We start from the raw sequence: 11,981 nt of genomic DNA, 5'->3' as shown, positions 1-11,981 counted from the left end.
AAAGATCATGAAAGACGCTATTGTGATGCCGCACGGGGTTGCTCCTCTATCGTGTCCGAGATCGTCGCCAAACGCTCGAATACGAGTAGAATCAACACCGTGCACCTTGTCCATTGAATTTAAACCGGACACCAGTGGGTCAAGCTCGACCATGACGGAGGAGGGGTGTGGGGCCTTGGGTAATATTCGGAGTCAGCGAGCTTCGATAGCCGTGCAGTCACGCTGCGCCGGCGGGATCGCCGATCGGCATCAGTGCCGGCTTGGTGGCCTGCTCGCGTTTGATCTTGTCTTCTTCCGTTTCCATCTCGCTGCCCTCGACCGGAGCGTCGTCCTCGGGCTTGTGTTTCTCGGGAGAAGGATTTTTGGGGTTCGTCATGGTGCGTCTCCTCAAAAGTTCAGGAACTGCCCGGGGTCGCGGCGGGCGCGCATGAGAAGGTCAAGCTCCCGCTTGGAGGGGCCGAACTTCTCGAACAGGCGCCTGGCCTCCTGCACGGGCAGGTCATAGGCCGCACGAAAGGTTTCCACCGTGTAGCGTTCTCCCGAGAGCCTTCGATGGTCGGGAAAGAGCTTGGATTGGTCCGGCATATGCGATCACGCCTAATCGACTTCGACGGTGCTTCAACCGGCAAGGTGGGCGATTGTTCCGGCCGGTGCGGGGAAAAATTCGGACGGAGCGCCGGCCGTTCGTACCGCGCGGCCCTGTGGGAAAACTGCGGCGCGAAACGCGTAAAACAGAGACGGGCCCGCCGGGGCGCCAAGTGGCACAACTGACCGGGCGGGAACGCGAGGTGCTGGGCATGGTCGATACGCATCGAGGCCGTCAGCGCCGGGCTGACGTAATTTTCGCTTTCGAGAAAACCCCGGCGTCGTCGGGATGCCGGGGCTTTTTGCGTTGCCGCATCTTGCCTCAAGCTTTTGACGGCGTCGTCATCGTCATTTCCGGGATTCCTATTCGCGGCCGGGCGAAATATGAGTGAAGCATGGATGATTCGGCAGCGATTCGATTTTCCGATCGTTGCGGCAGGGCGTTCCGGACGGTCTCCCTGCTCGCAACCTGTGCGGCGGCGGCGATGGTTGCCGGCTGTGCGGCGCGGCCGGGCATCGGCATCGCGACGCTTTCCACCACCGTGCCCGCGTCAAGCGCGCTGGTTCTGCCGGCACCCGGCACGTTGTCGATCGTCAGCGTGGTCCAGCGGCAATATACCAATGCGATCGAACAGCAGATCGCGCTTTCCACCTCCGCCGCCACATCCGGCCAGAATTTTATCAGCATCCAGGCCTTCGGGCCGGCTGAAACGGTGGCGATGCCGGCCGGTGCGCTCGCCTTCAAGCCGGTGCAGCACGGCGCGATCCGCAGCGAGATGCGTACCTACCTCCCGGGCCGCTCGCTCGCGATCTCGGCCAATTTCGTGCGCAACACCTATGGTCCCTTCGGCTATGCCTACGGGCCGGGTGCCGGCGATGACGGCTGCCTCTACGGCTGGCAGCAGATCCGCTCGGACGAAGCCGATCGCAACCATATGAACAGCCTCGGCATGCTCCAGGTCCGCCTGCGCGTCTGCCAAGCGGGGGCCGGCGAAAAAGAGCTGGTCGAGATGATGTATGGTTACACCATCGTCGGCGGCTTCTCCGGCACGACCTGGAATCCATACGGCACGCCGACCTCTGTCGACAGCCAGATCGGCGGCGGCGAACCGCTGCGCGTCGCGGTGGAGGAGCGCAAGGTGCCGGTGACGACGGTCCGCGTGGAAACGGAAGCGCGCGTGCCCGCAACCCGCCGCCTGCCGGAGAAGAAGCCGGTGGTCCTCGACACGGGCGACGCCGTCATCGTGCCGTCGCCGACGGGCGGAGCCGGTACGGAAACGGAAGGCGAGGCCGTGGTGGTGCCGTCGCCCGTCTGTGTTACATCGACCGCCGGATCGACAACCTGTAATTGATGTGAGGGTCCGCCCGCCTCATTTTTCCTTAACATAATGGTGCGTAAGGTCCGCCTTAAAGCGCTATGACGGCGAAGGACGGCGAATGAGACATATCGGCACGATCATCCTGTGGGCGATGATTTCCGCCCTGGTGATCCTCGTGATCACGCTGCCTATCAACCTCCAGACCCAGCTTATCGCCAGCATCGCCGTCGTGACCCTCATGGCGGTGATCAAGGTGCTGCGCGCCGAGGGCATCTGGCGGCTCATCGCGCTCGCCTTCGGCACCGCCGTCGTGCTGCGCTATGTCTACTGGCGCACGACCAGCACGCTGCCGCCGCTGAACCAGCTGGAAAACTTCATTCCCGGCTTCCTGCTCTATCTCGCCGAAATGTACAGCGTGATGATGCTGGCGCTCAGCCTCTTCGTCGTCGCCATGCCGCTGCCCTCGCGCAAGAGCCGCGTGGCCGATGTGGGCAAGCTGCCCTCGGTCGACGTCTTCGTGCCGACATACAACGAGGACATCGGCCTTCTCGCCAACACGCTCGCCGCCGCCAAGGCGATGGATTATCCGGCCGACAAGGTGACCGTCTGGCTGCTCGACGATGGCGGCACGGAGCAGAAGCGCAATGCGGCCGCCGTCATCGAGGCGCAGATGGCCGAAGCCCGCCACCGCGAACTCCGGGCGCTCTGCCGCGATCTCGGCGTCAACTACCTGACCCGCGCCCGCAACGAACATGCCAAGGCCGGCAACATGAACAACGGCATGCAGCATTCGAACGGCGAACTCATCGCCATCTTCGATGCGGACCATGCGCCGGCGCGCGATTTCTTGCGCGAGACGGTCGGCTATTTCGCGGACGATGCGAAACTCTTCCTCGTCCAGACGCCGCACTTCTTCCTGAACCCGGACCCGCTGGAGCGCAACCTGCGCACCTTCGAGACGATGCCGAGCGAAAACGAGATGTTCTACGGCATCATCCAGCGCGGCCTCGACAAGTGGAACGCCTCGTTCTTCTGCGGCTCGGCGGCGGTGCTCCGGCGCACCGCGCTCAACGAGGCGGGCGGCTTTTCCGGCCTTTCGATCACCGAGGACTGCGAGACGGCCTTGGCGCTGCATTCGCGCGGCTGGAACAGCGTCTATGTCGACAAGCCGCTGATCGCCGGCCTGCAGCCCGCCACCTTCGCCAGCTTCATCGGCCAGCGCAGCCGCTGGGCGCAGGGCATGATGCAGATCCTGCGTTTTCGTTTTCCGCTGTTCAAGCGCGGGCTCACCGTGCCGCAGCGCCTCTGCTACATGTCGTCGATGCTGTTCTGGCTGTTTCCGTTCCCGCGCACGATCTTCCTCTTCGCGCCGCTGTTCTACCTGTTCTTCGACCTTGAAATCTTCACGGCGTCGGGCGGCGAGTTCCTCGGCTATACGCTCGCCTACATGCTCGTGAACCTGATGATGCAGAACTACCTCTACGGCTCGTTCCGCTGGCCGTGGATTTCCGAACTCTACGAATATGTGCAGAGCGTGCACCTGCTGCCGGCCGTCGTCTCGGTGATGCTGAACCCCACTAAGCCGACGTTCAAGGTGACGGCGAAGGACGAGTCGATCAGCGTGGCGCGGTTGTCCGAAATCAGCCGGCCGTTCTTCGTCATCTTCGCCGTGCTGTTCGTCGCCTTCCTGATGAGCATCTACCGTTTCTATTCCGAGCCCTACAAGGCGGACGTCACCTTTGTGGTCGGCGGCTGGAACCTGTTGAACCTCATCATCGCCGGCTGCGCGCTCGGCGTCGTTTCGGAGCGCAGCGAGAAGGCGGCGAGCCGGCGCGTGACGGTCAAGCGGCGCTGCACCTTCGTCGCCGGCGGCCTGCACCACCCGGCGACGCTGGAAAACGTCTCGGCGCATGGTGCGCGCGTGCAGGTCTTCGGCCTGGAAACGGAGATCGCGCCCGCATCGCGCGGCTTCCTGCGGTTTGCGCCCTCGGGCTCCGATCGCGAGGAAACCCTGCCCGTCGAGGTCCGCAACCTGGAGAACCAGGGCAGCGTGGTCGCCGTCGGCTGCCGCTTCAGGCCGGAGGAGGCGCGCCATCATGCGCTCGTCGCCGATCTGATCTTCGCCAACTCCAACCAGTGGAGCGATTTCCAGGTGTCGCGCCGCTACAATCCGGGCCTGTTTCGCGGCTCGCTGTGGTTCCTCGGCATTGCCTTCTACCAGACGAGCCGCGGGCTGGTCTATTTCGCGCGCAGCTTTGGCGGCAAGAAGGGGGAGGCCGCACCGTGACGCTTTTGCCCAAAAGGGCCGCGCTCCTCGGCCTCGTCTTCGCGCTCACCGCATCGGTCACCTTCGGTCAGGACCCGTCCGTGCCCTTCGACATGTCCGGCGAACGGGAGCCGGTCGTCGAGGAGAAGCCGGCGGTGGAGGGCGGCACGCCCGTCACGACGACGCAGACGAAGGAGCCGGAACAGAAGGCCGTGACGCCCGATCCGCTGGCCCGGCGCTACATCGTTCCCGCGACCTCGCTGCTTCTCGAGGGCGAGGCCGCAAGTCAGTCCTTCCCGGTCTTCCTCACGCCCCAGCAGGCCGAGAGCGCCACGTCAATCAACCTCGGTTATTCCAACGCCGTCGTGGTGGCGCCGGAATCCTCGCGGCTCACCGTCGTCGTCAACGACGTGACGGTCGGCGAACTGCCGGTGCAGTCGGCCGAAGGCACCAAGGACATGCAGTTCGACCTGCCGAAGGGTGTGCTGCGGCCGGGCCTCAACCGCGTGACCTTCAATGCCGTGCACCGCCACCGCACCGACTGCACCGTCCGCTCGACCTATGACCTGTGGACGGCGATCGACCCGGCGCGCACCTATCTGGCGGTGCCGGCCGACATCAGCGGCCGGCTTCTGACGACCGACGACATCGCCGCCATCGGCCTGGGACCCACGGGGCAGACGAAATTCGTCATGGTCGTGCCGGACATGGGCCAGCCGGTCGCCACCAATGCGCTGATGCGGTTGAGCCAGGGGCTTGCCCTGATGGCGAAGATGCCGAACCAGACGTTCGACGTCGTCGATACGCTGCCGGCGACGGCGGGTGCCGGCGAAATGATGGTGCTGGTCGGCACCGCCGACGATCTGGCGGCGCTGCTGCCGAGCCTGCCGGTGACGGCGCGCTCTTCCGCGCTCGCCACCTTCGTCGAGGCGCCGGCGGGCGGCCGCAAGGTCTTCGTCGTCAGCGGGCCGGACTGGCCGTCGATCGAAGGGGCGGTGGAGGGCATGCTCGCGCCCATCGACCGGCCGCTCGGCGTGACGCGCGAGGCGCTGAGCGTGCGCCAGCGCAACGCCACCGAAATGCCGCTGGTCTCCGGCGAAATGTCGCTGTCCTTCGCCACGCTCGGCGTGCGCACCGGCGAGTTCAGCGGGCGGCGCTATCGTACCGGCTTCGATATCGGCATCCCATCGGATTTCTATGCGGATGCCTATGGCGAGGCGCGGCTGCTGCTCGACGCGGCCTATTCGTCGGAAGTGCTGCCGGGCAGCCATATCGACATCTATGTCAACGGCAACATCGCCACCACCGTGCCGATCACCAGCCGCAACGGCGGCATCTTCCGCCATCTGCCGATCCGCGTGACCATGCGGCATTTCCGGCCGGGGCCGAACCGCGTGGATATCGAGACGGTGCTGATGACCGCGGCGGACAAGATCTGCGCGCCGGGCGCCAGCGCCAGCGAGGAGCCGCGGTTCGCGCTGTTCGATTCCTCCGAATTCCGCATGCCGCGCTTTGCGCGCATCGCGCGGCTGCCGAACCTTTCCGCCCTTTCCGGCACGGGATTTCCCTATAACGGACAGGTCGATCCGACGGCGCTCTATCTCGACCGCCTCGACGCGGACACGCTTTCGACCAGCGCCACCTTCCTCGGCAAGATGGCGGTTTCGAGCGGGCGGGCGCTGCTGGTGCGGCCGGAATCCTCGGCGCTGGCGATCGGCGAGCGCAACGCCATCCTCGTCGGCACGATCTCGCAGCTACCGCCGCTGGTTCTCGGCCAGACGCATATCGCCGCCGAGAGCGCCTCCTCCTGGGGCGGCCCGGCCGAGGGCGGCGGCCAACAGGGGGCGACGCAGGAGGCCTTCGACGAATGGCAGTCGCGCGTGCGCGGCGGCTCCTGGCGCGGGCAGATTGCGGCGCTCGAGACCTGGTTGCAGGAGACGTTCGACATCTCGCTCTCCTCGCTGCGCCTGCTTCCGGGCGAAGAGGCGATCGTCGCGCCCGACGACACCGCGCGCTTCCTCGTCGCGCAGGGCGACAGTCCGGAGGAGACCGCCACCTGGACCGTGCTTTCCGCACCCACCGGCGTCGATCTCAAGGCCGGCATGGCGGCGATGGCACAGGACGATCGCTGGCAGCAGCTCGACGGTTATGTCAGCCTCGACAGCAAGGATGCGGAGGCGCTCGATACGCGGGCGGTGAGCAGCACCCGCTTCGTTTCCACGCAGCCCTGGACCTTTTCCAATCTGCGGCTCATCGCGGCGAACTGGCTGTCGTCCAATATCCTCGCCTATGCCGCGCTGTTTTGCGTGCTGTCGATTCTGCTCGGGATCGCGACATCGGGACTTCTGCGCCGCTTCGGACGGGGCGGCTGAGGGCGCCGTTTACCGGCGGTTAACCGTAACAGGGTTTTATCACGACTGATTGGCTCTTCTTGGGGGACGCGACGACGCGTTCCACGTTCCTGGCGCATGGTGTCGTCGCGGTTCAAGCCGGAGCTTGGTGTTTGTGATGTACCGAAGGATATTCGGGATGAAGTCGATCCTGGTGGCGCTCGTCCTCGTCTCCGCCGGCGCGGCCAGCGTCGCAGGCGTATCCTTCGGCGTGCCTGAAGGGTTGCGCAAGGGCCTTCCGCGCCTCGGCACGGAAACCGACGATTTCGCCACCAGCAGCACGCAGGAAAGCCGTCCGCGCCTTGCCAAGCAGGATCGCGTGGACATCGCCCAAGCCGAGCGGACGGCGCAGGCGACGGGCACGGAGCAGACGCCGGTCGTGGCAGTCACCGCGAACAGGCCGGTCGTCGACGAAAGCGCTTTGCGCTACTTCGCGGCGCGCGGCGATACCGCCCGGCTGAATGCCGAGATCGCCCGGCTGCGCACGCTCTATCCCACCTGGATACCGCCGGAAAACCCGCTTGCCGTGCCGGTCAACGAGGACAGGCAGCTCGAGGAGATGTGGGCGCTCTACAGCCAGTCGCGCTACGCGGACGTGCGCGCGGCGATCACGAAGCGCCAGCAGGACGACCCGCAATGGACCCCGCCCGCCGATCTTGTCGAGCGCCTCGACGTGGCGGAGAAGCGCGCGGCGCTCGTCGCCGCCTCCAATGCCGGCAGGAGCGAGGATGTCGTGCGCCTCGGCGCGGAGACGCCGAGCCTGCTCACCTGCAGCGATGCGGACGTGCTGTGGCGCGTCGCCGAAGCCTTCGTGAAGACCGACCGCACGCAGCGCGCCAAGGATGCCTATGGCTACATGCTCGACAATTGCGCGGACGGGCCGGTCCGCATCGCGACCGTGCAGAAGGCCTCGACGCTGCTCGCCTATGACGACATGCAGGACCTCGTCGCCCGCGAGCGCACCGGCACGGACGGCGTCAAGGAATTCGAGGCGATTCGCGGCGATCTTGCCCGCCGCTTCGTCGGCGAGGGCGACGAGGATGCCGCGATCACCGTGGCGCCGGCCTATCTGAAGATCGTCGAAAAGCTGGTCGCGGACGAGGGGCTTGCCTCCGATGCGCTGCTGCTCGGCTGGTATCATCTGCGCCGCGAGCAGAACGCCGCCGCCGAACCTTTCTTCCGCAAGGCCCGCGCCGTCGAGGATTCGGCCTCGGCCTCGCAGGGCCTTTCGCTCATTCTGCTCGCGCGAAAAATGCCGATCGAGGCGGAGGACGTGATGTATGCCTGGCGCACCACCTCCGACCAGGCGATGGCGACCTATCTGGCGGCAACCACGAACCTTCTCGCACTCGATCCGCCGCCGAAACTTGAGGCCAAGGTGCTGAACCGCATCGCACAGGTGACGCTGGAAGAGAAACACCCTGAGACCGGCGAACAGTTCGGCTGGTATGCGCTGGCCATGGACCAGCCGACAACGGCCGAGGAATGGTTCGCCCAGGTTCTGCAATGGAAGGCGGACTACGAGCCCGCCGCCTATGGCCTTGGCGTCGCGCGGCTGCGGCTGGAGGATCGTGCTGGCCTTGCCGCGGTCAAGCAGGCCTGGGGCGCGCGGTCGGAACGCATCGCGCGTCTCGGCGAGCGCGACACGAGCGATGACGCGGCGCCCGTGCGGCGCGGGCGCGAGGCGGTCGTCGCCCGTGCCCAGCGGCATCTGCCGGCGCGCGAGACGGCGGTCGAGGAGATCGCGCTGAAGCCGCAGCGCATCGTGCGCACGGCGCGCCGGGCGGAAGGTGCCGTCGATTGCCGCAGCACGCGCGATCCGCGCGGCCTGTCGCCGGCAAGCGCGCTGTCGCTCGGCTGGTGTCTGATGGAGATCAACCGACCGCTCGAAGCGGCACAGGCCTTCGAGGCGGCGCTTTCGGGCGAGGGCAGGACGCGCAGCGACGCAGCCTATGGCGAGAGCCTTGCCTATCTGCGCGCGGGGCTGACGAGCGACGCCGCCGTGGCGGCCACCAAGGCGACGCTCGACCAGAGCCGCGGCGCCGAATTGCAGACCGCGATCCTCTCCGACCGCGCCGTCAGCAGTTTTCGGGCGAAACGGTTTCGCGAGACCCTGGTCTATCTCGACCAGCGGGCGCAATTGCGCGCCGAGCCGACGGACCTGATGGTGTTGCGCGCCTATGCCTACAAGAACCTCGGCATGCGCACGGATGCGCTGCGGCTCTTCGAGGCGCTCGGCGAGACCGGACGGCAGGATGCGATCCGGGCGCTCGCCGAGATGCGCCGGGAACGGGACGGGCGGCAGTAACGCGATTTGGCCGCAATCGCCGGGGAGGATGTGGGCCATGCGTCTCGGATTTCTCATCTTCCTGCTGCTTGTCTCGCCGGTCGCGGCGGCGGACAACCTCTATGTCGTCTGCGACAACGGCCTTCGCTGCGTGAAAGCGCCGTGCCCGTCCTCCACCATGCGCAATCTCGAAACCGGCGCGGAATTCAAGGGCGTCGGCCCGGATATTGCCGGTCTGACCGACGTCGACCAACAGCGCATCCGCGACACGGATGCCCTCTATTACGGCAGCCTCGTGCTGAGCGGGCACGCGGAAGACCGCGAGCAGGATATTGCCGGCAAGCGCCAGAGCCTGCCGGTCCTCGTCATCACCGGCATCGCGCGCGAGACCACGGCCGCCGAGCGGCGGCACTGCCGCGCCGGTTAATCGCGGTCGGGTGCACCGAGCGGGAAGTATGCGCGGTACGGACGCCCTTCATCCACGGTGCGGGCGAAGGACGGGCGGGCGAGCAGGCGCCGGCGATAGGCGTGCACGCGGGCGAAGCCCGGGTCGATGGCATGCGTCCAGTCTGCGTAGAACAGGAAGGGTGCGGCGGCGCAGTCGGCGAGCGTAAAGGCATCGCCGCAGGCCCAGAGCCTGCCCTCCATGTGCCGGTCGAGCCAGGCATAGGCGCATTCCAGCATCTTTCGCGCCTCGGCATCGCCAAGGGGATCGCGGTCCTTTTCCTGCCGGATGGCGTTGAAGACGATGCGCTGCTGTGGCGTCGAAACATAGTTGTCGAAGAAGCGGTCGAGCATGCGCACGTCGAGTGCCGCTTTCGGATCGTCGGGAATGAGTTCGACCGGTCCCGGATGATAGAGCCCGAGATATTCGATGACCACGCTCGCCTCTATGACGGTGCGGTCGCCATCGACGAGGATCGGAAAGCGCTTGATCGGCCAGCGCGCCTCGAAATCCGCCAGCGTGTCGGGATCGTTGTAGTCGAGCATGCGGTATTCGAAGTCGGTGCCGTTTTCATAAAGCGCGATCAGCACTTTCTGGCAGTAGCTCGAGAAGGGATGGGCGTAGAGAACGGGTTTCATGGCAACCTCCGCGTCTGCGGACGGTTGTCGCAAATCTGCTTGCAAATTGCAACCGGATTTTGGTGTCAGCCGGCGCGCAACAGCAGCGCCTGCCGCAGGCTCTCGCCATGCTGCCTGGAAAATTGCATCTGGGCGACCGGGATCGCCAGGACCAGGAAGACCAGGGCTGTCACGAACAGCATTCCCGGATGCAGCAGTTTCGATTTCACGCGTCACCTCATACTCGAACGGCCGATCTATCCATGTCGAACCTGACGCCGCGCTGAACGTCGCTGTCATTGCGTTCAGCCGGCTGTCAGCTTGCTCGGTGACAAAGCGCCGGACACGAGACGTGAAAGGACATCCGATGCGTGAAGGAACCGGCCCGGCCGGCAACGCCGCTTTCTGGCGGCCGCAGGTCAGCAGCATCGCGGTCAGCGTGCTGACGGCGCTCTATCTGCTGGCTTTGACCAACCGGAGTTTCTGGGCAAAGGCCTGGCTCTATCTCGACGGTCGGACGGCGACCGTCGCCTCCATCGCCATCGGCATCGCCTGCCTCTACATCGCGCTCTGCGTCGCCGTATCGCTGAAATATGTGATGAAGCCGATCTTCATCCTGCTGATCCTGGCAAGCGCGTCCGGCGCCTGGTTCATGGACAGCTACGGCGCGATCATCGACATGGAAATGCTGCGCAACGCAGCCGAGACGAACAGTGCGGAGGCCGGGCACCTGATCACGCCGGGCTTCCTCTTGCACATGCTGGCCTTCGGCGTGCTGCCCTCGGCGCTTCTCGTCTGGGTGAACGTTCAGCATTACACGTTCTTCTGGAAGCTGCGGGCCAATCTCGTCGTCATCGTGCCGGCGCTTGTCATCGCGCTGGTCGCCGGCTTTTCCCATGCCCGGGTCTACGCCGCCACTGCGCGCACGCATCGCGACTGGTTCCAGACGCTGAACCCCGTCATACCGCTCGTCACAGCCGCCCGCTTCGCCGTCCGCCAGTCGGCAGACCGCAACGTGGTCGCGGCCCCGCTCGGGGAGGACGCAAAAATCGGCGACGCACCGCTCGGCGCGCGCAAGCCGCGGCTGATGATCGTCGTTGCCGGCGAGACCGCTCGGGCCGACGATTTTTCGCTCGGCGGCTACGGGCGGGAGACCAATCCGGAACTGAAGGCGAAGGACATCCGCTATTTTTCCGACACGACGAGCTGCGGCACGGCGACGGCCGTCTCGCTGCCCTGCATGTTCTCCGTCTATACCCGCAGCACCTATTCGCATGACAAGGGGCTGGCGACGCAGAACCTGCTCGACGTGCTCTCCCATGCCGGCGTGGATGTCGAGTGGTGGGACAACAATACCGGCAGCAAGAAGATCGCCGCGCGCGTGAAAGAGCGTTCGCTGATCGAAGGCGGCGACCCGCGCTATTGCAAGGGCGGCGAGTGCCGGGACCAGGTGCTGCTCGACAATCTCGACGGCTGGATCGGCTCGGTCGAGAAGGACACCGTGCTCGTGCTGCACCAGATCGGCAGCCACGGCCCCGCCTATTTCGAGCGTTATCCGGAGGAATTCCGCCGGTTTACGCCCGATTGCCGCACCGCCGAGTTTTCCGACTGCACGCGCGAAGAGATCGTCAACGCCTATGACAACACGGTCCTCTATACGGACCACATTCTTGCCGGCGTGATCGACCGGCTGGAGAAGGAGCAGGGCCGGCTCGACGTTTCCATGCTCTATATGTCCGACCATGGCGAATCGCTCGGCGAATTCGGCCTCTACCTGCATGGTGCACCCTATATGATCGCACCGAGCCAGCAGACCCATGTTCCCTTCGTGCTCTGGCTCGGCAAGGATGCCACGGCCGCTTATTCGTCCGCCTGCCTCGATGACGCGACCAGGAAGCCGCAATCGCACGACAACCTCTTCCACACGGTGCTCGGCCTGATGCGGGTCGAGACCAAAGTGCGCGATCCGGCGCTCGATCTGGTTTCCCGTTGCCGGTCGGGGGCGTTGTCCTGATCGGCAAGGGTGCTGGCAACGGGAACCGTCCCGTGTATTCTCCCGCTTCGGGCGGTGA

At 65.6% G+C, this 11,981-nt stretch carries 11 protein-coding genes; 7 read left to right on the top strand and 4 right to left on the bottom strand.

Annotation, left to right across the window (positions count from 1 at the left end; translation table 11 throughout):
* Positions 1-217 precede the first annotated feature (217 nt).
* The gene (locus VGN93_RS27700; protein ID WP_319317142.1) at positions 218-376 is read right to left on the bottom strand and encodes a hypothetical protein; all 159 of its coding nucleotides are present in this window, start codon (positions 374-376) and stop codon (positions 218-220) included.
* A gap of 11 nt (positions 377-387) precedes the next feature.
* Entirely contained in the window at positions 388-585 is a 198-nt protein-coding gene (locus VGN93_RS27695; protein ID WP_319317144.1) for a hypothetical protein, read from the bottom strand.
* Between the two features lie 173 nt (positions 586-758).
* On the opposite strand from VGN93_RS27695, the gene VGN93_RS27690 reads away from it, so the two are divergent.
* The 6 genes from VGN93_RS27690 to VGN93_RS27665 all read left to right on the top strand — a co-directional run bounded on the left by VGN93_RS27690 (position 759) and on the right by VGN93_RS27665 (position 9,274).
* Positions 759-977, top strand: a complete 219-nt coding sequence (locus VGN93_RS27690) for a hypothetical protein (protein ID WP_327510166.1) — start codon at positions 759-761, stop codon at positions 975-977.
* A 3-nt stretch (positions 978-980) separates the two neighbouring features.
* Positions 981-1,937 (top strand): cellulose biosynthesis protein BcsN, encoded by a 957-nt coding sequence (gene bcsN / locus VGN93_RS27685; RefSeq protein ID WP_327510165.1) that lies wholly within the window; start codon positions 981-983, stop codon positions 1,935-1,937.
* A gap of 85 nt (positions 1,938-2,022) precedes the next feature.
* Complete coding sequence (gene bcsA / locus VGN93_RS27680) at positions 2,023-4,191, top strand: UDP-forming cellulose synthase catalytic subunit (RefSeq protein WP_319317152.1); 2,169 nt, start codon at positions 2,023-2,025, stop codon at positions 4,189-4,191.
* Entirely contained in the window at positions 4,188-6,542 is a 2,355-nt protein-coding gene (locus tag VGN93_RS27675) for a cellulose biosynthesis cyclic di-GMP-binding regulatory protein BcsB (protein ID WP_327510164.1), read from the top strand. The genes bcsA and VGN93_RS27675 overlap by 4 nt, the downstream gene beginning before the upstream one ends.
* A gap of 157 nt (positions 6,543-6,699) precedes the next feature.
* Complete coding sequence (locus VGN93_RS27670) at positions 6,700-8,868, top strand: cellulose synthase (protein ID WP_327510163.1); 2,169 nt, start codon at positions 6,700-6,702, stop codon at positions 8,866-8,868.
* Positions 8,869-8,905: 37 nt separating this feature from the next.
* Entirely contained in the window at positions 8,906-9,274 is a 369-nt protein-coding gene (locus tag VGN93_RS27665; RefSeq protein ID WP_327510162.1) for a hypothetical protein, read from the top strand.
* Here VGN93_RS27665 and VGN93_RS27660 read toward each other — a convergent pair.
* Both VGN93_RS27660 and VGN93_RS27655 read right to left on the bottom strand, forming a co-directional pair.
* A complete protein-coding gene (locus tag VGN93_RS27660; protein ID WP_327510161.1) occupies positions 9,271-9,930 on the bottom strand; it encodes a glutathione S-transferase family protein in 660 nt (219 codons plus the stop codon). The genes VGN93_RS27665 and VGN93_RS27660 overlap by 4 nt on opposite strands.
* 65 nt (positions 9,931-9,995) lie before the next feature.
* Positions 9,996-10,139: a hypothetical protein gene (locus VGN93_RS27655; RefSeq protein ID WP_327510160.1), complete on the bottom strand. Its 144-nt coding sequence runs from the start codon at positions 10,137-10,139 to the stop codon at positions 9,996-9,998.
* Positions 10,140-10,276: 137 nt separating this feature from the next.
* On the opposite strand from VGN93_RS27655, the gene VGN93_RS27650 reads away from it, so the two are divergent.
* Positions 10,277-11,923: a phosphoethanolamine--lipid A transferase gene (locus tag VGN93_RS27650; RefSeq protein WP_327510159.1), complete on the top strand. Its 1,647-nt coding sequence runs from the start codon at positions 10,277-10,279 to the stop codon at positions 11,921-11,923.
* The last annotated feature ends 58 nt before the right edge of the window (positions 11,924-11,981 follow it).

The sequence above is a fragment of the Shinella sp. genome, assembly GCF_035998705.1.
Classification (GTDB): domain Bacteria; phylum Pseudomonadota; class Alphaproteobacteria; order Rhizobiales; family Rhizobiaceae; genus Shinella.
The sequence above is the reverse complement of the archived record's forward strand: the minus strand, read 5'-3'. Positions and strand labels throughout refer to the sequence as shown.